The organism is Streptomyces sp. HUAS MG91 (assembly GCF_040529335.1).
In the GTDB taxonomy this organism is placed as follows: Bacteria; Actinomycetota; Actinomycetes; order Streptomycetales; family Streptomycetaceae; genus Streptomyces; species Streptomyces tabacisoli.
This window is the reverse complement of record NZ_CP159534.1, coordinates 5,145,617-5,167,458: the sequence shown is the minus strand read 5'-3', so window position 1 is coordinate 5,167,458 and position 21,842 is coordinate 5,145,617. Positions and strand designations below refer to the sequence as shown.

Annotated in this window: 24 protein-coding genes; 10 read left to right on the top strand and 14 right to left on the bottom strand. The window is 70.6% G+C overall.

What is annotated here, in order from left to right; genetic code table 11:
- Positions 1 to 6 precede the first annotated feature (6 nt).
- Positions 7 to 846 carry a hypothetical protein gene (locus tag ABII15_RS23630; protein WP_353944286.1) on the bottom strand — a complete coding sequence of 280 codons (840 nt, stop codon included), beginning with the start codon at positions 844 to 846 and terminating at the stop codon, positions 7 to 9.
- Between the two features lie 67 nt (positions 847 to 913).
- Here ABII15_RS23630 and ABII15_RS23625 point away from each other — a divergent pair, with 67 nt between their 5' ends.
- The 4 genes from ABII15_RS23625 (at position 914) to ABII15_RS23610 (ending at position 2,965) form a co-directional block, all read left to right on the top strand.
- Entirely contained in the window at positions 914 to 1,297 is a 384-nt protein-coding gene (locus ABII15_RS23625; RefSeq protein WP_353944285.1) for a hypothetical protein, read from the top strand.
- A gap of 11 nt (positions 1,298 to 1,308) precedes the next feature.
- Complete coding sequence (locus ABII15_RS23620) at positions 1,309 to 1,581, top strand: polymorphic toxin type 28 domain-containing protein (RefSeq protein ID WP_353944284.1); 273 nt, start codon at positions 1,309 to 1,311, stop codon at positions 1,579 to 1,581.
- A gap of 49 nt (positions 1,582 to 1,630) precedes the next feature.
- Positions 1,631 to 2,029: a contact-dependent growth inhibition system immunity protein gene (locus tag ABII15_RS23615; RefSeq protein ID WP_353944283.1), complete on the top strand. Its 399-nt coding sequence runs from the start codon at positions 1,631 to 1,633 to the stop codon at positions 2,027 to 2,029.
- Positions 2,030 to 2,200: 171 nt separating this feature from the next.
- Positions 2,201 to 2,965, top strand: a complete 765-nt coding sequence (locus ABII15_RS23610) for a GNAT family N-acetyltransferase (protein WP_353947170.1) — start codon at positions 2,201 to 2,203, stop codon at positions 2,963 to 2,965.
- Positions 2,966 to 2,983: 18 nt separating this feature from the next.
- Here the strand turns inward: ABII15_RS23610 and ABII15_RS23605 are convergent, their stop codons facing one another.
- Positions 2,984 to 3,424, bottom strand: a complete 441-nt coding sequence (locus tag ABII15_RS23605; RefSeq protein WP_353944282.1) for an ATP-binding protein — start codon at positions 3,422 to 3,424, stop codon at positions 2,984 to 2,986.
- 100 nt (positions 3,425 to 3,524) lie between these two features.
- Here ABII15_RS23605 and ABII15_RS23600 point away from each other — a divergent pair, with 100 nt between their 5' ends.
- The 5 genes from ABII15_RS23600 to ABII15_RS23580 all read left to right on the top strand — a co-directional run bounded on the left by ABII15_RS23600 (position 3,525) and on the right by ABII15_RS23580 (position 6,243).
- Complete coding sequence (locus ABII15_RS23600) at positions 3,525 to 4,331, top strand: helix-turn-helix transcriptional regulator (protein ID WP_353944281.1); 807 nt, start codon at positions 3,525 to 3,527, stop codon at positions 4,329 to 4,331.
- Positions 4,328 to 4,513, top strand: a complete 186-nt coding sequence (locus ABII15_RS23595; protein ID WP_353944280.1) for a DUF397 domain-containing protein — start codon at positions 4,328 to 4,330, stop codon at positions 4,511 to 4,513. Before ABII15_RS23600 ends, ABII15_RS23595 begins: the two co-directional genes overlap by 4 nt.
- 218 nt (positions 4,514 to 4,731) lie before the next feature.
- Positions 4,732 to 5,535: a hypothetical protein gene (locus tag ABII15_RS23590; protein WP_353944279.1), complete on the top strand. Its 804-nt coding sequence runs from the start codon at positions 4,732 to 4,734 to the stop codon at positions 5,533 to 5,535.
- A 67-nt stretch (positions 5,536 to 5,602) separates the two neighbouring features.
- A complete protein-coding gene (locus ABII15_RS23585; RefSeq protein ID WP_353944278.1) occupies positions 5,603 to 5,827 on the top strand; it encodes a type II toxin-antitoxin system VapB family antitoxin in 225 nt (74 codons plus the stop codon).
- Entirely contained in the window at positions 5,827 to 6,243 is a 417-nt protein-coding gene (locus ABII15_RS23580) for a PIN domain-containing protein (RefSeq protein WP_353947169.1), read from the top strand. Before ABII15_RS23585 ends, ABII15_RS23580 begins: the two co-directional genes overlap by 1 nt.
- Positions 6,244 to 6,275: 32 nt before the next feature.
- Here ABII15_RS23580 and ABII15_RS23575 read toward each other — a convergent pair whose 3' ends face one another.
- From ABII15_RS23575 to ABII15_RS23550, 6 genes are all read right to left on the bottom strand, one after another.
- A complete protein-coding gene (locus tag ABII15_RS23575; RefSeq protein WP_353947168.1) occupies positions 6,276 to 7,250 on the bottom strand; it encodes an ABC transporter substrate-binding protein in 975 nt (324 codons plus the stop codon).
- Positions 7,251 to 7,255: 5 nt separating this feature from the next.
- On the bottom strand, positions 7,256 to 9,226 hold the full coding sequence (locus ABII15_RS23570; protein WP_353944277.1) for an ABC transporter permease subunit: 1,971 nt from the start codon (positions 9,224 to 9,226) through the stop codon (positions 7,256 to 7,258).
- A complete protein-coding gene (locus ABII15_RS23565) occupies positions 9,227 to 10,330 on the bottom strand; it encodes a glycine betaine/L-proline ABC transporter ATP-binding protein (protein WP_353944276.1) in 1,104 nt (367 codons plus the stop codon).
- Positions 10,330 to 11,850, bottom strand: a complete 1,521-nt coding sequence (locus ABII15_RS23560) for a GMC oxidoreductase (RefSeq protein ID WP_353947167.1) — start codon at positions 11,848 to 11,850, stop codon at positions 10,330 to 10,332. The genes ABII15_RS23565 and ABII15_RS23560 overlap by 1 nt, the downstream gene beginning before the upstream one ends.
- 251 nt (positions 11,851 to 12,101) lie before the next feature.
- The gene (locus ABII15_RS23555; protein WP_353944275.1) at positions 12,102 to 13,604 is read right to left on the bottom strand and encodes an aldehyde dehydrogenase family protein; all 1,503 of its coding nucleotides are present in this window, start codon (positions 13,602 to 13,604) and stop codon (positions 12,102 to 12,104) included.
- A gap of 136 nt (positions 13,605 to 13,740) precedes the next feature.
- Positions 13,741 to 14,313, bottom strand: coding sequence for a TetR family transcriptional regulator (locus tag ABII15_RS23550; RefSeq protein WP_353944274.1), 573 nt, complete (start codon positions 14,311 to 14,313; stop codon positions 13,741 to 13,743).
- 84 nt (positions 14,314 to 14,397) lie between these two features.
- Between ABII15_RS23550 and ABII15_RS23545 the strand changes: the two genes are divergently transcribed.
- The gene (locus ABII15_RS23545; RefSeq protein ID WP_353944273.1) at positions 14,398 to 15,846 is read left to right on the top strand and encodes an MDR family MFS transporter; all 1,449 of its coding nucleotides are present in this window, start codon (positions 14,398 to 14,400) and stop codon (positions 15,844 to 15,846) included.
- A 119-nt stretch (positions 15,847 to 15,965) separates the two neighbouring features.
- Here the strand turns inward: ABII15_RS23545 and ABII15_RS23540 are convergent, their stop codons facing one another.
- The 6 genes from ABII15_RS23540 to ABII15_RS23515 form a co-directional block, all read right to left on the bottom strand.
- A complete protein-coding gene (locus ABII15_RS23540; RefSeq protein ID WP_353944272.1) occupies positions 15,966 to 16,301 on the bottom strand; it encodes a hypothetical protein in 336 nt (111 codons plus the stop codon).
- A 50-nt stretch (positions 16,302 to 16,351) separates the two neighbouring features.
- Positions 16,352 to 17,182 (bottom strand): hypothetical protein, encoded by an 831-nt coding sequence (locus ABII15_RS23535; RefSeq protein WP_353944271.1) that lies wholly within the window; start codon positions 17,180 to 17,182, stop codon positions 16,352 to 16,354.
- Entirely contained in the window at positions 17,179 to 17,544 is a 366-nt protein-coding gene (locus ABII15_RS23530; protein WP_353944270.1) for a hypothetical protein, read from the bottom strand. The genes ABII15_RS23535 and ABII15_RS23530 overlap by 4 nt, the downstream gene beginning before the upstream one ends.
- Positions 17,531 to 19,231 carry a hypothetical protein gene (locus tag ABII15_RS23525; protein WP_353947166.1) on the bottom strand — a complete coding sequence of 567 codons (1,701 nt, stop codon included), beginning with the start codon at positions 19,229 to 19,231 and terminating at the stop codon, positions 17,531 to 17,533. The genes ABII15_RS23530 and ABII15_RS23525 overlap by 14 nt, the downstream gene beginning before the upstream one ends.
- 220 nt (positions 19,232 to 19,451) lie before the next feature.
- Positions 19,452 to 20,444 carry a malate dehydrogenase gene (locus tag ABII15_RS23520; RefSeq protein ID WP_353944269.1) on the bottom strand — a complete coding sequence of 331 codons (993 nt, stop codon included), beginning with the start codon at positions 20,442 to 20,444 and terminating at the stop codon, positions 19,452 to 19,454.
- A gap of 266 nt (positions 20,445 to 20,710) precedes the next feature.
- Entirely contained in the window at positions 20,711 to 21,733 is a 1,023-nt protein-coding gene (locus ABII15_RS23515) for a DUF2690 domain-containing protein (protein ID WP_353944268.1), read from the bottom strand.
- Positions 21,734 to 21,842: the final 109 nt, after the last annotated feature.

The window sequence follows — 21,842 nt, the reverse complement described above, 5'->3', positions numbered from 1 at the left end:
CACATTTCAATGGTGCCGATTCGCCTGAAAGGTTCCGGCGACGCGCTCGACTGCGTTCAGGTCGCCCGACAGCAGGTCGCGGTGGCTGATGGAGAAGTCGCCGTTCGGGAGTGACTGTTCGGGGCCGTAGTGTCGGCCGATCACGGACGCGGGGAGGAAGGCTCGGGTGCGGTGGCGCAGGGACGTGGGGTGGGTGACGGGGGCGCCCCAGGTGGGTGGGGCCTCGTCGGTGGAGTAGAGGATCCAGTGGTCCACGGGGACCCGGGCGTTCAGGTCGGGGGCCTTGCCGGTGTGGCTGTCCACGGCGGGGACGGTCAAGCGGTCGGGGTCCAGGGGCGTGTACCAGAGCAGCAGGGGCTTGGCGCGCTGCGCGTCCGCGTTGTCGAAGCAGCACACCGCGATGGTGTGGTCGGGGTAGTGGGACGCGTAGAAGTCCAGTAGGTCCGGGGCGAGGTGGGGTCGTCTGTGCTGCGGTACTCGTCCCAGCGCGGCGTTGATCGCGGTCGGATCGTCCGCCAGGAGCACCGTGTAGACGTCGTGGTCGAAGACCTGGACCGTACTCGGCTCCCCGCTCATCCACGCGATACCACCTGCCGCCGCCTCGGCGTCCTCGACCGCGGCCACCATGCGGCGCAGGACGTCACCGTCGCGGCCGGTGGAGAGGAAGTGCTGCGGGGTGAGCCGCCTGGTCGGTATGTGCAGGAGCATGGCGTTCGGGCCGTCGGCGAGATTGATCGCCGTGTTCTGGTAACCGAGGACGTGGACGAGCCCGTGCTCCGGATGGTGCTGCCGGCCGCAGTACGCGATCGTGCCGGAGAACTCCGCCGCACCCGTCGATATGCACATGGCGGGAAGCTACCCCCGGAGTCCCCTCGCGCCAAGCCGTTGCCCGGCCGGCAGGCAGACTACGCACATGCGACTGCCTGCCGAAGCCGTTGCCGCCACGGCGTTGATCGAGGTCGTGCGGATCTCCGCCCTTCCGGCCGAGCGGGGCGATCCGTATCCCGGCAGGGTTGTCGCCCACTGGGTCGGGAGTGAGGCCGCCGATGCCCTGGGCTTGGTCGAGAGCTTGCCCGGCGGTGAACAGCACCGCTGCGGGTTCTCACCGGGCTGGAGCATCCGGGCGTACGAGGACTCTCTCGATCTGGCGCTGTTCGAGGCGGCGTTCTGTTTCAGCTGTCACGAGGTCCGCATGCACGGAACGGCCGTGCCACCCGCGCTGACCACACAGTTCTTCGACGCGGACGGCCTGCCGGCCCAGGATCTTCTTGCTCTCTTCCGCGCGGCGGTCCCATAGCCGGGCAGCAGTTGATACCAAGAGGTGCCGCCGCTCGACGTGAAGCGAACGGTGAAGTGGTGGCCCGCAAACCGGATGGCACACCGTTCGATCACATCGCAGACTTGCAGCAAGCAAGGAACGGGCTGGATAAAATTCGCAGAGTCATTGAAAGGGAGCTTGAAAATCCAGGCCAAGAAGTTACTAACCGAGGCCTCGAAGTCTTGATGCATAAACGCGACCGGGTCATATACGAGCTGGACCGGATGAACGGTTTCCTCCACTCAATAGGCAATCGAAAGTAAACCAATTAGGTACAAAAAGGGAAGGCTAACCGAGGGCATAATGTCAGATTTGCCATTCGACCCGCGACTCACTCTCGAACAGCTGGAGGGCGAGAAATGGAGCCCTCCAGCCCCGCATTCCACTACACTCGAACGTAGCGTCGCCGACCTCCGTGGGCGCCCGGTCGACAGCCTCTCGGCGTGGGAGCTGGCGAGGTTGATAGGCCAGAAAATTGGACTGAAATTCCTGGTCCCCTACGCTCTCGAACGCCTCCTCGCCGAGCGGGAGCAAGGTCTGATGTTCCTGGATGACGACCTGCTCACGGCGCTGCTGCGCTGCGGTGAGTTCTTCCGTGAAAACGAGGCTTCCCTTGCCGCGAAGCTACTGGCTTTCGCCGAATCGCTCGACGACGAGGGCCCTTACCTGCCGCCCCTGATCGAGAAATTTCGCTGCGAAACGAGCCGTTGACCAAGGGATCTTCCCGGCGGTATGCACATGGCCCCGCGTTGTGCCGCCTCGGCGCGACACCGGGGCATGCAGTGGAAAATCGGGGGCGATCGACGGCAGCCCGTGCTGTGATCGGCCACTATGGACGATCACTCCCCCGACAAACTCGGCGAAGCCGACCTGCTCGACAGGATGGAACGGAATCTGGCGGAGCACGCCTGCCATCTGCACCGGAACATGGCCGGTGCGACCGTCGCGGACGGGCGCGGGCTGCTCGTCGCCGACAGTGGTCTTGACGACGACACCTTCAACATCGTCGCCGCGGCCCGCTTCACCGCCGCCGACGCCCCGGCCCGTATCGCCGAGACCGTTGACGCGCTGGCCCGCACCGGCCGTACCTTCTCCTGGTGGGTGGGGCCCGCCTCCACGCCCCCTGATCTCAGCGACCGTCTCACCGCGGCCGGTCTGCCGGCGTCCGAGCACGAGACGGCCATGTGGGCCGAACTGGACTCCTCGCCGCCGACCCCCGACGTTCCAGAGCTGGACATCCAGAGCGTGGCCACGCCCGACCAACTCGCCGACTACGCCCTGGTTCTCGCCGCGAACTGGGATCCGCCCGCCGCCACCGTCCGCCGCTTCTTCGCCCAGGCCGTCCCGGACGCGCTGGCCGCGCACTCTCCCGCCCGATATCTGGTCGGTTACGTGGACGGGCGCCCGGTCTGCTCCGCCGAAGTGTTCCACCACGCGGGAGTCGCCGGCATCTACAACATCTCCACCCTCGCCGCCGACCGCCGACAGGGCTACGGCGGCGCCATCACCCTCGCCGCACTCCGCGCGGCCCGCGACCGCGATCACCGCATCGCCGTCCTCCAGGCGTCGGCCGACGGCGAGCCCGTCTACCGCCGCCTGGGGTTCCGCGCCTGCGGCCGGTTCACCGAACACGCCATCAACGCCTGAGCCCTGAGCCCTGAGCACCTACGCTTCCGGTTTCTCTCCCGGTACGCGGATCAGCTCGAACCACACCGACTTGCCCACCCCGCAGTCGCGCACCTCCGCGCCCCACTCCCCCGCCAGCATCTCCACCAGCGCCAGCCCCCGCCCCGACTCCTCCTCCGGGGACGCCGAGCGCGGGGTCGGCAGTACGTCGCTCGCGTCCGTCACCGTTACCCGGAGAGTGTTCTCCGTCAGGGTCGCCCGCGCCCTGATCTCCCGGCCCGCCGGGGCCTTCGCGTGGCGGTACGCGTTCGTCATCAGCTCGCTGAGCAGCAGTTCCGCCGTGTCCGTGACATCTGTGGGCAGCGCCCAGCGCGCCGCCGTCTCCCGGAAGAGCAGGCGCGCTCTGCGCACACTCCGCGCGTCACGCGGCAGGCGCCACTCGATGTCCTGGGGGAGTTGCGTCGGCGGTGTGGTCTGCATGCGTTCACCGTCCCGGTTCGCGCGTACGCTCGGGAGTAACGGCGCATGTACTTCGGGTAGTTGTACCTGTCGTGGCCCCTGAGGGAAGTGGTGCGTGCCGATGTCAGCCGAGACGAATCTCGCGTGGCGCTACTGCGGTAGTCAGATCAAGTTGTGGCGCACCGAGGCGGGCGTCGACCGCGAGATACTGGCCAAGGAGGCCGGGTACGGCTGCGAGTACGTGAAGTCCATGGAGAACGGGCGGCGGAAGCCCACCATCCGGCTGCTCCAGATCGCCGATCAGATGTGCAACGCGGGTGGCAAACTCATCGCCGCCCAGGAGTTCCTGAAGCCTGAGCCGCATCCGCAGCGATCGCAGGAGTTCATGGCTCTGGAGAAGGACGCCATCGCGGTCAGTTCGTACGAGCCGCTGCTCGTCCCTGGGCTTCTCCAAGCGCCCGAGTACGCGAAGGAGCTGATCGGCGCCAGTTCCCCGCCGCTCGACGACGAGACCGTGGAGGAGCGCGTCGCCGGGCGGCTCAAGCGTCAGGAGGCGTTGAAGGTCCGTACGGGCGTGATGTTCAGCTTCGTGATGTTCGAGGCGGCGCTGCGGTCACAGGTGGGCGGGCGCGAGGTGATGCAGCAGCAGCTTCAACATCTGCTTTCGGTTGGTGAGTTGCGGAACGTGTTGATTCAGGTGCTGCCCTTCGGGCGGGCGTACGGTGTCGCGCTCAACGGTCCCATCGCACTTCTGGAGACGGCCGACCACGAGCGCTACGCGTACGTGGAGGGGCAGGAGACCAGTGCTCTGTACGCCGAGGCGGACAAGGTCAGTCAGCTGACCAGGACCCATGACATGATCCGCATGCACGCTCTCAGCCCCGAGGATTCGGCCGGTTTCATTAGAAAGGTGGCGCAGGCACTGTGAACGCCAGCCTGACGTGGTTCAAGTCGAGCTACAGCGACAGCCAGGGCGGCAATTGCCTCGAAGCCGCCACCTCCCCCACCCGCATTTACCTCCGCGACTCGAAGCTCGGGCCCCAGAGTCCCACCTTCAGCGCCTCCGCGCCCGCCTGGAATGCCTTCCTGGCGCACGCTCGTACCGTCTGAGCTTCGAGCCCCGGTACCCGAGCGCTGCCTGTAAGGAATGGGTGGTCGGGTCTCAACCCACCCTCCCTCCCTGCCCACTTGGGCAGCCGGTGTGACTTTCCGCGACCAGGTTGCGACACACGGTCGCCACCCTTTAGCGTGCCCAACAACAGACGACCCCGACCAGGTGCTGGAACACCTGCCGGGGTCTGACCACCCAGATCGCTAAGGACGATCCAATGGCTACCGAAAACTCTATCTCCGGCCTGCCCTCCCCCGCACACCCCCTGGCCAACCCCGGTTACGGAAAACGCGGCACCCCGGACCAAGGCGCCCTGCGCCGCGACTCCTTCGCGCACCTCCCCCTGCGGGCCCGCTCCCTCGCGGGGTTCATCGACGCGCTGCCCGAGCAGGCCGCCATAGACGCGAAGACGCTCGCCAAGGAACAGCCCCTCTACGGACAGGCGGCGGTGCGCAGCGCGCTGAACGAGCTGTCCGCCGCCGGGCACCTGCGGCGCGTGCGGCGGCTCTCCGAACCCGGCGCCGGGGACGGCACGACCCGGTGGGTGTTCCACACGTACTGGTCGCGCGTCGCACGCGATGACGACTGGTGGGCCCGGTTCCTCGACGGTGACGTACCGGAGCCCGGAGCCGAGGAACCGCAGCCGCAGCAGCCCCGCTCCGACGCCTACCGACGCCTCGCCCAACTCGGGCTCCGCGATCCCCGGTTGACCCTCTCGGCGGCCGACTGCGCCACGCTCGAAGCCGCCGCCGCCGAGTGGATCGCCCGCGAGCCCGACTCGCAGCTGTTCACCCAGGCCATGACCGGCGGCCTGCCCGCCACCGTCCACTCGCCCCGGGCCTTCGTCGCCGTCCGCCTCCGCGACAAGCTGCCGCCGCGGCGCGCGCGGGCCGCCCACGTGCCCGTACCGACGACGCACCGCACGCTCGTGGAGTGCACGGACTGCGGGCGACCGGGGCGGCCGGAGGCCTTGCCGGGCGGGCTGTGCCGGGGATGCCGCTCCGATCTGGACAAAAGGTGAGATCCCACAGGTCTATGTACAGTAAATTGGGAGATTGAGTCTGGTTATGTACATCCAGGAGGCTGCCATGTCCCTCACGCACATCGACATCGACGACGAGGAACTGGAAACAGCCAAGCGACTCGGCGGGCACCGGACGAAGACCGCCGCAGTGGCCGCCGCACTGCAGGAGTACAACATGCGCAGGATTCGCGCGGCCGCCCATGAAAAGTACTTCGAGCTGGCCAAGGACTGGGACATCGAAGGCGCCGAAGCGGCACACCAGGCAGACAAGGACACGCACCGCCAGTGATCAAGTATCTGCTCGACTCGTCCGCTCTCTGGCGCCTCCTGCGCGACCGAAAGCTCCACGAGTCGTGGCACGAGACCATCGCGGACGGCGAGATCGCGTCCTGCTATCCGCAGCGCACCGAAGTCCTCACCTCCGCAAGGAACTTGGTTGAGTTCGACGGCCTCAGCTCCATGTTCACCGACCTCTACGGCGATGTGGCGGTACCCAAGAACGCCGGTCTGTGGATCGGCGGCCTGCAGCGACGCGCCGCCGACGCCGGCTGCCACCAGGCTCTCTCCGCCGTGGACCTCCAACTGTGCGCAACCGCGGCACACCACGGTCTGGTGGTCCTCCACGACGACCGCGACTTCGTCACCGCCTCCCGGCTCGCCGTCGAGCTGAGCCAGCACAATGTGCACGACGGCCCGCGCGTCTGATCCGACACGCGGGCCGACGGTACGGGGCACGGCTACTTTGGCAGCCACGCCTCCCACGTGGACCGGTGACCGTCGACCCACTTCTTCGCCGCAGCCTCCGGCGACAGCTTCTTGTCGGCGATCAGGAGGGAGACCTCGTTCTGGTCGTCCGTCGTCCAGCGGAACTTCTTCAGGAAGGCCGCCGCCTCGCCGCCCGACTTCGCGAAGTCCGCGTTGAAGAACTTCTGGAGCGGTGTCGTCGGATAGGCGCAGGTGATCTTCTTCGGGTCGGCGTCGCAGCCCTCCTTGTACGGGGGCAGCTTCACCTCCGTCATCGGGACCTGCTTCGACAGCCACTGCGGGGTGTACCAGTACGTCAGGAACGGCTTCTTCTGCTTCGCGAACTGCTTGATCTGGGTGATCTGCGCGGCTTCCGAGCCGGAGAAGACGACCTGGTAGTTCAGCTTCAGGTTCTGGACCAGCGCCTTGTCGTTCGTGACGTACGAGGGTGAGCCGTCGAGGAGCTGGCCCTTGCCGCCGCTCTCGGCGGTCTTGAGCTGATCCGCGTACTTGTCGAGGTTCTTCCAGTTCGTGATGTCCGGGTGCTGCTTCGCGAAGTACGTCGGGACGAACCAGCCGATGTGGCCGGTGACGCCGAGGCCGCCGCCCGCGACGATGGTCTTCTTGTCCTTGACGTAGCGGGCCTCCTGGTCGGGGTGGCCCCAGTCCTCCAGGATCGCGTCGACGCGGCCCTGGCTGAGGGCGTCCCAGGCGGGGACCTCGTCGACCTGGACGGTGTCGACGCGGTAGCCGAGCTCGTGCTCCAGGAGGTACTGGGCGACGGCCACGTTGGCCTGGGCGCCGACCCAGGACTGGACGGAGAGGGTCACCGTCTTGGCGCCCTTGGCGTTGGCGAACGGCGACGACTGCTTCGTCATGTCCGCCGCGCCGCAGCCCGTCAGACCGGTCACGGCCAGAAGGGCTCCGGAGGCGGCGACCACGGCCGCACAGCGATGAGTGTGCTTCATCCTGCTCACGCCCCCTTTCCTTCGTGCGTGCGGCGGCCCGTCGGCTGCGTCACCCGGTCCAGCATCAGGCCCAGGCAGACGATGGCGGCGCCCGCGACCAGGCCGGTGGCCAGGTCGCCCTGGGCGAGGCCGAACACGACGTCGTAGCCGAGCGCGCCACCGCCGACCAGGCCGCCGATGATGACGACGGCGAGGGTCAGCACGACGCCCTGGTTGACGGCGAGAAGCAACGCGGGTCGCGCGAGCGGGAGTTGGACCTGGCGGAGCTGCTGGGCCGTGGTCGCGCCCATCGAGCGGGAGGCTTCGAGCGCCGCCGGGTCGACCTGGCGCAGGCCCTGCGTGGTGATGCGGACGACGGCCGGAAGGGCGTACACGACGGCCGCCGCGACGGCCGGGGCGCGGCCGACGCCGAACAGGGCGACGACCGGGATCAGGTACACGAACTGCGGCATCGTCTGGAAGACGTCCAGGACCGGGCGGAGCAGGCGTTCGAAACGGTTGCTGCGGGCCGCCGCGATGCCGATCGCGAAACCGAGGACCAGGGTCACCGCGACGGCGGCCAGGACCTGGGAGAGCGTGTCGAGGGACGCCTTCCACACGCCGAGGTAGCCGATCGCGGCCATGGCGAGGACGGCGGTCAGCGCGGTGCGCCAGGTGCCGATCAGCCAGGCCAGCGCGGCGACGATCAGGAGGACGGACCACCACGGGAGCCAGGTCAGGCCCGAGCGGACCGGGTCGAGGATCCAGGTGGTGAAGTGCGCGGCCCAGTCGGCGGTGCCGCCGACGTACGGGACGCCGGTGTAGAGGTGGTCGGTCATCCAGTCGACGGCGTCGTTCACGGTCGGCGCGATGTTCACGACCCAGGCGTCCGGCCAGTCGAGCCGGTCCGCGAAACGGGCCACGAGCGCGACGACGAGCGTGCCCGCCGCGACGACGCCCCACTTCCAGCGGGCCGGTGCCTCGTGCGAGCCGATCTTCTCGCCCGCCGCGCCGGTGACCCGGTCGAGGATCACGGCGAGCAGCACGATCGGGATGCCCGCGGCGAGCGCGGCGCCGACGTCGACCGAGGCGAGCGCCTGGTAGACGCGGTCACCGAGGCCGGCGGCGCCGATGACGGAGGCGATGACGGCCATCGACAGGGCCATCATGATCGTCTGGTTGAGGCCGAGGAGGAGTTCCTTCCGGGCCAGCGGCAGGCGCGCGGAGAACAGGCGCTGGCGGGCCGTCGCGCCGAGCGAGGTGACGGCCTCCATGACGCCGCCGTCGGCGGAGCGCAGGCCGAGCGCGGTCAGGCGGGCCATGGGCGGGGCGGCGTAGACGACGGTGGCGAGCACCGCGGCCGGGACACCCATGCCGAAGATCAGGACGACCGGGAGCAGATACGCGTACGCGGGCAGCACCTGCATGGTGTCGAGGACCGGGCGCAGCACGCGGAACATGCGCTCGCTGAGGCCCGCGGCGAGGCCGAGCAGGGCGCCGAGCACGACCGAGGCGAGCACGGCGACGACCATCAGCGCGAGCGTCTGCATGGTCGGCACCCACATGCCGAGGGCGCCGCAGGCGAGGAACGCGACGACGGCGGACGCGGCGAGGCGCCAGCCCGCGACGCGCCAGGCGATCAGGCCCGCGGCGGCGGTGACGCCCGCCCAGCCGGCGGCGAGGAGCACGACGTAGACGGCGCGGATGGCGATGATCAGCGCGTTGCTGACGTGGCCGAGGAAGTACAGGAACAGGGGTGAGCTGTCCCGGTTGTCGATGATCCAGTCGCTGGCCCTGCCGAGCGGTTCGGACACGTCGACGGTGAGGGCGTGCGGCCAACTCGCCCCGGACCACTGGGCGGTGGCAATCGGCACGAGGACCGCCGCGGCGACGGCGAGCAGCAGGAGCTTGCCGAGGGCGCGGTGGCGCGGCTTGAGGTTCTTGAGGCCGCCCGTGCCGGTCTTCGACGGCGGGGCGGCGGTGACGGCGGCGGTCATCTATACCGCCTCCTCGCCGGTGGCGGGAGCACCCGTGGTGGCGGGGGCCGGGGCGCCGCCGACGGCCGCGATGAGCCGCTCGTGGTCGACGATGCCCAGGCAGCGGCCTTCGTCCATGACCCGTACGGCGAAGCCGGTCCGCGCGACGGCCTCGATGGCCTCCGAGACCGTGGCGTCCGGGGCGATCGCCGCGCCGCGCTCGGCCTCGTCGGTGTCGGCGGGGCGCATGGCGCGGCGGACGGTCATGACCTGCTCGCGGGGGACATCGCGGACGAATTCCCGTACGTAGTCGTCGGCGGGGGCGCCCACGATCTCCTCGGGCGTGCCGAGCTGCACGATCCGGCCGTCGCGCATCAGGGCGATGCGGTCGCCCAGGCGCAGCGCCTCGGTCAGGTCGTGGGTGATGAAGACCATCGTGCGGCCCTCCTCGCGGTGCAGCCGCACGACCTCCTCCTGCATGTCGCGGCGGATCAGCGGGTCGAGGGCGCTGAACGGCTCGTCGAAGAGCAGGACCTCGGGGTCGACGGCGAGCGCGCGGGCCAGGCCGACGCGCTGCTGCTGGCCGCCGGAGAGCTGGCCGGGGCGGCGGTCCTCCAGGCCCTCCAGGCCGACCTTGGCGACGACCTCGGCGGCTCTGGCGCGTCGCTCGGCGCGGCCGACGCCCTGGATCTCCAGGCCGTAGGCGACGTTGTCGAGGACGGTGCGGTGCGGCAGCAGCCCGAAGTGCTGGAAGACCATGGCGGCGCGGCGCCTGCGCAGCGCGCGCAGCCGGGACTTGTCCATGGCGAGGACGTCCTCGCCGTGGATGGACAGCTCGCCCGAGGTGGGTTCGATGAGCCGGGTCAGGCAGCGCACCAGCGTGGACTTGCCGGAGCCGGACAGGCCCATGACGACGAAGACCTCGCCGCGCCGGACGTCGAAGGACACGTCGCGGACGGCGGCGGTGCAGCCGGTCCTCGCGCGCAGCCCGGCGGCGTCGAGGTCCGCCAACTCCTGCTGCTGCGGCACGCGTTCGGCCTTCGGGCCGAAGACCTTCCACAGGTTGCGGACGGAGAAGACGGTCTCGGTGCCCGTCTCCGTACGCGGATCAGTGGCTGTACTCATCACGCATCACCACCTATCAGCTCGGCGCACTTCTCCCCGACCATGAGCACCCCGATCATCGGGTTCACCGCGGGCATCGTCGGGAAGACGGACGCGTCGGCAATACGGATGGACCGCAGCCCGCGGATCCTCAACTCGGGGTCGACCACGGCGAGTTCATCGTCAGCGGACCCTATTCGGCAAGTGCCCGCGGGGTGGTAGACGGTGTGGGCGACCTTACGGGCGTACTCGCTCAGCTCCTCGTCGCTCGTGACGTCGGGGCCGGGGCACACCTCGCGCTTGAGCCAGCCGGCGAGCGGCTGCGTCTTCGCGATCTCGCGGGCGATGCGGATGCCGTCGACGAGGGTCCGCCCGTCGTAGTCGTCCTCGTCGGTGAAGTACCGGAAGTCGAGGGCGGGCTTGGCCTCGGGGTCCGCGCTGGTCAGGTACAGGCGGCCGCGGCTCTTGGGCTTGGGGATGTTCGGCGTCATGGACACCCCGTGCTCGGGCTTCTCGTAGCCGAGCCGCTCGGGGTTGTCCGTGAACGGAATTTGGTAGAAGTGGAACATCAGGTCCGGCCCGGCGGCCTCGGGGTCGCGCTGAATGAACAGGCCCGCGTCGCTGTCCATGGCGCTGTTGTCGGGGATCGGCCCGTCGGTCTCCCAGACGATGACCGACTCGGGGTGGTCGAGCAGGTTCTCGCCGACGCCCGGCAGGTCGTGCACGACGGGGATGCCGAGCTTCTCCAGGTCGGCCTTGGGGCCGATGCCGGAGTGCAGGAGCAGGCGGGGCGTGTCGACGGCACCGGCGCAGACGACGACCTCGCGCCGCGCGGTGATCAGCTTCTCCTCGCCGTCCTTGGTGCGCACGCGCACCCCGCTCGCCCGGGTGCCGTCGACGAACTCCAGCTTGTGCGCCCACGTCTCCAGCAGGAGCGTCAGGTTGGGGCGGTCGCCGGCCTCCATGTGCGGGTGCAGGTACGCCACCGAGGCGGACGAGCGCTTGTTGTTCTCGGGGTGGTAGGCGAGGTCGAAGAAGCCGACGCCGTCCTTGAACGGCGCCTTGTTGAAGCCGTCGACGCGGGGTACGCCGGTCGCCGCCTGCGCGGCCTCGACGAAGTCGCGGGCGATGGCGTTCCGGTCCAGCTCGCCGACCGCGACGATGTTGTTGCGGAGCTTGCCGAAGTAGGGGTCCATCGCCTTGTGGTCCCAGCCGGTGGCGCCGGCCGCGGCCCACTCGTCCCAGTCGCCGGGCAGCGGCTTGAACGAGATGAGGGTGTTGTGCGACGAGCAGCCGCCGAGCACCTTGGCGCGGCTGTGCAGGATGTGCGAGTTGCCGCGCGGCTGCTCGGTGGTGGTGTAGCCGTAGTCGAGGTCGCCGCCGAGCAGGCCGAGCCAGCGGCGCAGGGTCAGCACGTCGTCGCGGCCGATGTCGCTGGGGCCGCCCTCGATGACGGCGACGGTGACGCCGGGGTCCTCGGTGAGGCGGGAGGCGATCACTGATCCGGCGGTGCCGCCGCCGACGATGACGTAGTCGTACATGTGCTGGGGCTGTTCGGGGTTCTCCGGCATGCGTCAACTCCGTTGGGTTGCAAGGTACTGCGCGTGATGGTGAGGGGGGTTCGGTGGTGGGGCGGCCGCGGGCCGGTGGGGGCTGGTCGCGCGGTTCCCCGCGCCCCTGAAGGCAGGCGCTTCGCGCCGCCTTCCCCTGGGCGAGCGGAGCTCGCCTCAGGGGCGCGGGGAACTGCGCGAGAAGCCCCACCGGCCGGCACCCGACCGCCGACCGGGAAAGCTCAGCCCGCGAACCAGCGCACCGGCCGCGGTGCCAGGTTCTGGTAGATGTGCTTGGTCTCGCGGTACTCGGCGAGACCGGCGGGGCCCAGTTCGCGGCCGACGCCGCTCTTCCCGAAGCCGCCCCATTCGGCCTGCGGCAGGTAGGGGTGGAAGTCGTTGATCCAGACGGTGCCGTGCCGCAGCCGCCCGGCGACGCGCCGTGCGCGCCCCGCGTCGGCGGTCCAGACGGCGCCCGCGAGCCCGTACTCGGTGTCGTTGGCGAGCGCGACGGCCTCGTCCTCGGTGCGGAACGTCTCGACGGTGAGGATCGGCCCGAAGGTCTCCTCGCGCACGACGCGCATCTCGCGGTGGCACTGGTCGAGGACGGTCGGCTCGTAGAAGTAGCCGGTGGCCGGGCGTACGTCGCTGGGCTCGGGGCGCTTGCCGCCGCACCGGGGCACGGCGCCCTCGGCGAGGGCGGAGGCGACGAAGGACTCGGTCTTGTCGCGCTGCTGCTCGCTGACGAGCGGCCCGCACTCGACGTCCTTCTCGGTGCCGCGGCCGAGCCGGATCTTCTCGGCGCGGCGGGCGAGTTCGGCGACGAAGCGCTCGCGCACCGACTCCTCGATGATGAGCCGCGAACCGGCGGAGCAGACCTGCCCGCTGTGGATGAAAGCGGCGTTGAGCGCCTGGTCGACGGCCGTGTCGAAACCGTCCTCGGTCTCGCAGGCGTCGGCGAAGACCACGTTCGGGTTCTTGCCGCCGAGTTCGAGGGCGACCTTCTTCACGGACGCGGCGGCGGCCTGCGCCACCTTGGTGCCGCTGACCAGGCCGCCGGTGAAGGAGACGAGGTCGACGTCGGGGTGGTCGGCGAGGCGGGCGCCGACGGTGGCGCCGGGGCCGGTGACGAGGTTGGCGACGCCGTCGGGGAGTCCGGCCTCCGCCAGCAGCTCGACGAGCACGACCGTGGTCAGCGGGGTGATCTCGCTCGGCTTGATCACGAAGGTGTTGCCCGCGGCGAGCGCCGGGGCGATCTTCCAACTGGCCTGGAGCAGCGGGTAGTTCCAGGGCGTGATCATCGAGCAGACGCCGACGGGCTCGTGCACGACGACGCTGTGGATGTCGTCGGAGCCCGCGTCGACGACGCGTCCGGCGCCCTCGCCGACGACGAGGTCGGCGAAGTAGCGGAAGGCGTCGGCGACGCAGTCGACGTCGACGCGGCCCTCCTCGACGGTCTTCCCGGCGTCCCGGCTCTCCAGGAGGCCGATCTTCTCCCGGTCCCGTACGAGGAGGTCGGCGACCCGGCGCAGCAGCGCGGCGCGCTCGGCGACGGGCGTGTGCGGCCACGGGCCCTCGTCGAAGGCGCGGCGGGCGGCGGCGATCGCGGCGTCCGCGTCCTCGGCGCCGCCCTCGGCGATCACCGCGAACGGCGTGGCGTCCGCCGGGTCGATGATCTCGCGGGTCGCCCCTGAGGCGGCACCGCGCCACTCGCCGCCGACATGGATGGTCTGTTGTGCTGACACGTCCTGCTTCGCCTTCCGTTCATGAGCTGCCCCCGTGCACCGCGAACGGCCGGTCGGCCGGTTCAGGGGTGACGTCGATGGCCCCTGCCCGGGGGCGTCGAGAACATGCGCGAACGGTGCGCAGAAGTGCGCTGTGTCACTGGGAGCGGGTGGCGTCCCAGCCGCGCTCCAGGATGTCGAAGGCGATGTCGACACCCTCGGGGCTGTCGCCGACGCGGATCGCCTGGAGCGCGAACGCGGCCAGCGCCTCGCTCGCCGGATCGCCCTCGGGGGCGCCGGTGTCCTCGGCGATGGCTCGGGCCAGCGCGGTGCGGTGGCGCAGCCACATCCGCTCGGCGTACTCGCGCAGCGCCCGGGTGCCGTCGATCAGCTCGCGGAAGCGCGCGCCCTCCGCGTCGGAGGGGTCCAACTCCTGGTAGCGGTGCGCGAGTTCGCGCAGCGACCGAAGGATCGTACGGCCCTCGGGCCGGTCCCGGACCGCCGCGACGAGGTCCTCCTCCTGGCCCTCGTCGAGGTCGAAGACGAGGGCTTCCTTGCCGGAGAAGTGCTTGAACAGGGTGGTCGTGGAGACGTCGGCGGCCTCGGCGATGTCGCGGATCCCGACCTGGTCGTACCCGTGCTCCAGGAAGAGCCGCAGCGCGGCGTCGGCGAGGGCCTGGCGGGTGGCGGCCTTCTTGCGTTCGCGGCGGCCCAGGGGTTCGACGGTCATGGTCACACTCTACCCCTCTTGGGTTGCCCCGTTCAAAAAGTTGATCCGTTGCACTTATTTAACGAGTGTGCTTTTCTCGATGGCATGCCTGATTCCCTCTCTGTGCGCTGGGCGATGCTCGGCGTGATGCTCGCGATGCTCCTGTCGATGCTCGACAACAACATCGTCGGCACCTCGATGCCGACGATCGTCCGGGACCTCGGCGGCGCGGCCCATCTGTCGTGGGTCGTGATCGCCTACACCCTGACCACCGCCGTCTCCACCCCGGTCTGGGGCAAGCTCGGCGACCTCTACAGCCGCAAGCGCGTCTTCCTGATCTCGATCGGCGTCTTCCTCGCCGGGTCCGTGCTGTCGGGCGCCGCCCAGGACATGGGCCAGCTCATCGGGTTCCGGGTGGTGCAGGGGCTGGGCGCCGGCGGGCTCGGCGGGCTCGCGTTCGCGCTGATCGGGTCCCTCGTGCCGCCCCGCGAGCGCGGGCGCTATCAGGGGATGACCGCCGCCGTGATGGCGCTGGGCACCATCGGCGGGCCGCTCGTCGGCGGCCTCGTCACCGGGCACCTGGGCTGGCGCTGGGCCTTCTACATCAACCTTCCGCTCGGGCTGATCGCGTTCGCCTGGTGCGCGCTGATGCTGCCCGCCGACCGTCCGGCCGACCGCGCCAAGGTCCGCATCGACTGGGCCGGCATCGCCCTGCTGACCCTGACCATCAGCGCCGTCGTGCTCGCCACCTCCTGGGGCGGCGTGCGGTACGCGTGGGGGTCCTGGCAGGTCGCCGGGCTGCTGGTGGCCGCCGTCGCCGGTCTCGCCGCGTTCCTCGCCGTCCAGCGCCGGGTGTCCGAGCCGGTGCTTCCGCTACGGGTCTTCGCGCACCGCAACTTCGGGCTGGCCTCGGTGATGATGCTCGCCCTGGGTGTCGTCATGTTCGGCGCCTCGCTCTATCTGCCGCTGTTCCAGCAGACGGTGCAGCACACGTCCGTGACGGACTCGGGGCTGCTGCTCGTTCCGCTGATGGCGCCGGTCGTGATCGTGTCGCAGATCGGCGGGCGGGTCATGTCGCGGACGGGGCGGTACAAGATCTTTCCGGTGCTCGGCGGGGTCTTCCTCGTCGCCGGGACCGCCCTGCTGTCCACCATGGGCACGGGCACCTCGGCCGTCACGGCTTCCGTGTACATGGTCGTCACCGGGATCGGCATGGGGTTCTTCACGCAGATGACGACGACCATCGCGCAGAACAGTGTGGAGCCGAGGGACCTGGGCGTCGCGTCGTCCGGCACCAATCTGTTCCGGACGCTGGGGGCCTCGGTGGGGCTCGCCGTGTTCGGCATGCTCTTCAACCGGGCCACGGCGCGGGGCACTTCGGCGTCCTCGGTCGCCTCCGGCACCCATCAGATCTTCTTGCTGGCTGCGATCGTCTCGGCGCTTGCGCTGGTCGCGGCGCTGGCGGTCAAGGAGGTCCCCCTCCGCGGCCCGGGCGGCGCCACGCGACTCCCCGCACCCCAGCAAGCCTTCTCGCGCAGTTCCCCGCGCCCCTGAGCGAGCTTCGCTCGCTCAGGGGAGGCTGCGCGCAGCGCATGCCTCAGGGGCGCGGGGAACTGCGCGAGAAGCGGCCACCGGGCGTCAGCCGAACGACGGCCCACAGGTGCCGGGCACGGTCAAGGGGCGTCCAGCCGCACCGCGTCCTTGGAAAGCCGCACCGCCGCAGCCAAAGTGAGCGACGGCTCGGCCTGCCGGAGAACCTTGATCGCCCGCACCGAGTCGGCAGGCCCCTCGTACCCGGCGGCGGCAAGCCGCTCCCACACCCACCGCCCCCGCGACTCGGCCTCGCTCACCCGCTCCGTCTCGGCGACCAGCGCGACGGCCCGTTCGAGACCGGGCCGCTCGGCGTCGCTCGCCTGCGCGAGCGCCGCCGTCAGGGCCTCGGCGATGCGGTCGGCGTCCCGCAGGACGACGACACCCAGATCGGGCTGCGGTTTCGACTTGAAGATCATTCTTCGATGATGCGCGCACCCGGCACCGCCGAAACGGCACTTGAGCAACTTCAGAGCCTCGGCTGGGCAGGACCGAACCGGGACAGCACCGTGGCGAGCCGGTCCCGCTGGGCGGGCCAGTCGTCGTCCGGACCGGCGACGAGCACCGCGTACTGCGTTCCGTCCCGCGCGGTGAACGAGAAGTCGACCACCTTCCTCCGGGCGGCCAGCTTCTCGCTGTCGTAGGCGTAGACGAGTTCGGCCGCGTCGTCGGTGACCGCGTCCGAGGCCCCGTCGGGAGCGGAGGTCCGCTCCAGCGAGACCTCCTCGTACCCGGGGTTGGTCGACGAGAGGGTCTTGGAGGCGGTGCGCAGCGAGGCGAGCGGTGTGCTGTCGGGCTCCTCGATGGTGAAGACCTGGATGAGCGAGGCCTGGTCGGAGGACGTGTAGAAGACGCCCTGCTCGCTCTCGGTGCGGCTCCAGTCGTCGGGGACCGCGAGCGTGAACCCCGCCGCGTCCGCCACCTCGCGGTATCCGGAGGGCAGCGCGTCGCTCGGAGACGGGGTGGGACCGGGCGCGAGCGTGGTGGTGGGCGTGGGGCTGGAGGCGGCGGCGGTGGCCCGGGTCGGCTTCGGGTCCGGTCCGGGGTCGTCCCCGCGGCCGGCCAGCACCACCGTGGTCGCGACGGCGGCGCCGAGCACGGCCGCACCGGCGATCACGAGGACGAAGCGGCGGTTGCGGCCGGGCGGCGGGGCGGCCGGTCCGGCCAGGTCGGGCTCGGGCCAGGACGTCGGGGGCGGTGCGAAGTCCGGGCGCGGCGGGGGCGGCGAGGACATCGTCGCGGGGCCCGAACCCGCCTCCTCCCAGCGCTGGTTCTCCTCGTTCCAGTGCCGCCCGCTCATCTCAGGTTCCCCAGCATGGCGGCCACCGTGCCCGCCGACGTGAACAGCGAGAGGACCGCCTGGGAGTCGCCGAGCAGCGCCCGCAGCCGCTCCAGGCGGTTCGCCGGGGCGCTGCCCGTGCGGACGAGTTCGCCCTCCGTCTCGGCGAGCTCGGCGTCGAGGGCGCGCAGTCCCGCGTCCTCGCGCAGCCGGGTCAGGTCGGCCCGCAGCTCGCGCACCGCCTCCAGGAGTTCGCGCATCGACTCGTCGTCGCCCTGCGGGGCGGCGTGCGTGTGGCTCTCCGCGCGGGCGTGGCTGCCGATGGCGAAGGTGCTGCCGTGGACGTCGCCGATGCTGACCGAGGGCTCGTCATTCGCCGTCATGATCGTCTGATCCCTTCTGGGCCGGGGTGTCGTCGGCCTTGCCCGACGTCGCGCTGGCGTGGCTGCCGACGGCGAAGGTGGAGTCCTCGACGCGGTCGATGTTCACGCCGCCGCTGCTGATGTTCACGACCTTCTGGACGAACTCGCCGGTCTGGTAGCCGGATTCGGCCAGCGACTGGCGCACTCCGCCCGCGATGCGGTCCTGCACCGACTTGAGGTACCGCTCGACGTCCATCCGCTGGAACAGCGAACCGGGCCCCTCCGAGCCCAGCTCGCGCACCGACAGGGCGGGGCCGTCCGGCAGCGCGCCGCTGTGCCCGCCGGTGACGATCTGCCAGCCGTAGCCGATCCAGCGGGCGACGGTGACGAGGGAGCGCGCGGGGGATCCGGCCACGCGCGTGACGGCCCAGGCGGCCTTGCCGAGCGGGTTGTTGTGGCGGAACTGGTGGGCGGTGCGGTCGGCCTCGCGGAACGGTTCGCGGATCGGGGCGAGGACGTGCGGCGCGATCTCCAGCATCAGCATCCGGCCCTGGGTGTGGACCCGGACGAAGACGGTGACGACCAGTTCCTCCTCCCAGCCGCCGACCCGGATCCGCAGGAAGTGCCGCCGCTTCTCCGCGCCCTCCTCGACGGACCGCTCCCGGTGCTCCTCGAACGCCTCGGGACGGTAGGGGGCGTCCTCGCGCCGGTCGAGGCCCTCGGCGGGCAGGAAGACGCACTCGTCGATCTCCAGCCAGCGCAGCCGGTCGCGCACGGTGGTGCTCGCGAACTCGGCGGGCAGCCGCAGCTGTTCGAGCAGTGGCCTGATCTTCTCCAGGATGCCGCGGTTGTTCAGCGGCTGCTGCTTCTTCGTCCGGTCGGGCCGCAGCTCGACGGCGAGGGTCCAGGTGTCGACCGGTTCGCCCGCGCCGCAGAACGGGCGGACCGCGTGGTACATGATCAGCGGCGCGTGCTGCTCGACCCTGATCCGCCGCATCACCCGAGCGAAACGGGCGCCCTCGGTGCTCTCCGCGGGGTCGGCGGAGGCGTTCGCGAACCGCGCCTCGGACAGGTCGGTGCCGAGCACCCGGGCGAGCTGACCGCGCTGGGCGCCCGCGCACAGGGCGATCAGCGCGAGCAGGAGCAGCGTGAGCCAGCCGTGCAGGGTGTCGCCGGAGCCGGTGCCCTGGGGGACCAGCCAGTTCAGGAAGTCCGGCAGGCTCTCGTGCAGGCCGGACCGGACCTCGTAGGAGAAGCTGTCGTAGTCGCCGTCGTCGCCGGTGGCCATGACCAGCGTGGTGATCAGCAGGACGACCAGCAGGCCCCGGCCCCACCAGCGCAGGTACCAGCCGGCCACTCGCCGGTAGACCGGCGGGCGCTGCTCGGGACCGCGGGCCCGGACGCCGAGCGCGAGCAGCGCGGACGGCAGCAGGAACGTGAGGATCCAGTAGCCGGTCAGCGGCAGGGCCACCACCCACAGGCCGAGCACGGCCCAGGCCCAGGCCACTTCGAGGCGCCGGGCGCGCAGCGCGTGCGCGAGGACCCGGGCCGCGTCGAAGCCGAGCGACGGGGCCGCGATGCGCTGCTCGTGCAGGTGCAGCTGTTCGATGACCCGGTCCCGGTAGTCCGGGTCGAGATAGGTGCCGGCGCACAGCAGCCGGGTGGCCTCACTGGCGAACGGCGGCTTCGCCGGCGGCAGGGGCCCCACCCCGCCCCCGCCGGTGTCCGGTGCTGCCGACTGCTGCGGTACATAGGCGGTACTCACGCCACTCCCCCGAATGTTCCCATCGATGCCGCACGTTCGAACTGCCGTCACTGGTACGGAAGTTACGAAGGAAGCAGCATAGACCCCCACACACAACAGAACCGCCCGCGGCGGGTCGCGAACGACCCGACCGCGGGCGGTCAGAGCGGAGAGAGGCCGGAACCTAGATGAGGCCGAGACCGCGCACGGCCTCGCGCTCCTCGGTCAGCTCCTTGACGGACGCGTCGATGCGCGCACGCGAGAACTCGTTGATCTCCAGACCCTGGACGATCTCGTACTTGCCGTCCTTGGTGGTGACGGGGAAGGAGGAGATCAGGCCCTCCGGGACGCCGTAGGAGCCGTCCGACGGGATGCCCATGGAGGTCCAGTCGCCCTCGGCGGTGCCGTTGACCCAGGTGTGCACGTGGTCGATGGCGGCGTTGGCGGCCGAGGCGGCGGAGGACGCGCCCCGGGCCTCGATGATCGCGGCGCCGCGCTTGGCGACGGTCGGGATGAAGTCCTCGGCGAGCCACTTCTCGTCGTTGCCGATGGCCTCGATGGCCGGCTTGCCCGCGACGGACGCCTGGAAGATGTCCGGGTACTGGGTGGCCGAGTGGTTGCCCCAGATCGTCAGGCGCTGGATGTCGGCGACGGTCGAGCCGGTCTTCTTCGCGAGCTGGGTCAGCGCGCGGTTGTGGTCGAGGCGCGTCATGGCGGTGAAGCGCTCGGCCGGCACGTCCGGCGCGGCGGCCTGGGCGATGAGGGCGTTGGTGTTCGCCGGGTTGCCGACGACGAGGATCTTGACGTCGTCCGCGGCGTGGTCGTTGATGGCCTTGCCCTGGGGCTTGAAGATGCCGCCGTTGGCCTCCAGGAGGTCACCGCGCTCCATGCCCTTGGTGCGGGGGCGGGCGCCGACGAGCAGGCCGACGTTGGTGCCGTCGAAGGCGACGTTCGGGTCGTCGGTGATGTCGATGCCCTGGAGCAGCGGGAACGCGCAGTCGTCGAGCTCCATCGCGGTGCCCTCGGCGGCCTTGAGCGCCGGGGTGATCTCCAGGAGGCGCAGCTTGACCGGCACGTCCGCGCCGAGCAGCTGGCCGGAGGCGATGCGGAAGAGCAGTGCGTAGCCGATCTGGCCGGCGGCGCCGGTGACGGTGACGTTCACGGGAGTGCGGGTCATGGCGTTCTCCGTATGACAGCGAGGCTTTTGATCGATCTCTTGATACCAAGAGATCCGCTCGTCAGGCTATCGCCTCTCGGCCGCACACGACCCCCGGGTCCGTGTGGCTCACCCCACAGAGCCGGAACACGGCGGCGGCCGCCGCCCCGGGAGAGAGGGGGCCGGCGGCCGCCAGGGTGCCACCGTGTGGCCATCCCGTGGGGGTAACGATCGCCTTCCCCGAAGACGCTCCCCCATGCCTGTCCTTGTGCGCCGAGGTTTCCGGGCTACGGAGTGCAGCCCTTCTGGCCCGCCGCGAGCGTGCCGCACGCCTTGGCCTCGGTGGCCGAGCCGACCGCGATCATCGGGGTGTAGGCGTCCGTGTCCGCGTCGCCGACCAGGCCCTTCTTCGACGTCTTGGCACCCACGGACAGCGTGACGCTGTCACCGGGCGCCGCGAGCTGGATCCGCGCCCAGGCCGCCTTGCACGTCTTGCTGTAGCGGACCTCGACACTGGCCGTGCCGAGCGGGGCCTTCGCCGGGCTGTCGGCCAGGTCGCCGCCGCAGCCCATGGCCTCGGGGTCCTTGCCGGTGCAGCCGTCGCCCACGCACTGCACGCCCGCGGGCAGCGGGGGCGCGCTGGTGGTCGGCGACTTCGACGGCCCGGCCTCGGCTCCCTTGTCATCGCCGCCGCTGGTCAGGACGTAGGCGATGAGGACGACGAGGGCGGCGCCGACGACACCCGCGACGAACATGAACACGCGCCGTCTGCCGCCCGGCCCGCCGGAGCCCGGCGCGTCCGGCGACACCACCGGCGGCGGGCCGAACTGGTCCGGGACCTGGGTCCGCACCCGCGGCGGCACGCCCGTCGAGGGGGACGCCGCGACGGGTTCCGCCAGCCCGGTGGACCGGGAAGCCGTCGCCCGTCCGGCGCCGCCCGTGCTGTTCGTGCCCTGGGCGGCGGGCGAGCCGAACTCCCCCAGCGCGGCGCGCGCCTGGGATATCCGTATCGCTTCCATGGTCATGTCGTGGCGCATCTCGGAACGGCTCCAGGCACGCTCCGCGAGCTCCCACAGTGTCGTCAGGTGGACGGGATTGGTGCCGGTGACCTCGGCGAGCGCGACGATCGCGCCCTTGGGCGCGAGCAGCCGCCCGTTCAGATACCGCTCCCACGAGGTCTTGCTGTACCCGGTGCGGTCCGCCAGGGCGGCGATCCCGAGCCCGCTGCGGTCGACCAGCCGGCGCAGCTGACCGGCGAACTCCTTGACCTGCGGGTCGAGTTCGTCGGGCAGCGCCCTCCAACGAGGCATGTCCTTCCCCCTATTCCCCCCATACGTGTCCGAATGACCCGCGCCGCGCCGCGCGTCGGCCCCCACTGGCTACCCAATGGGATGTGAGTAGCCAGGATGTCAGTTCCCC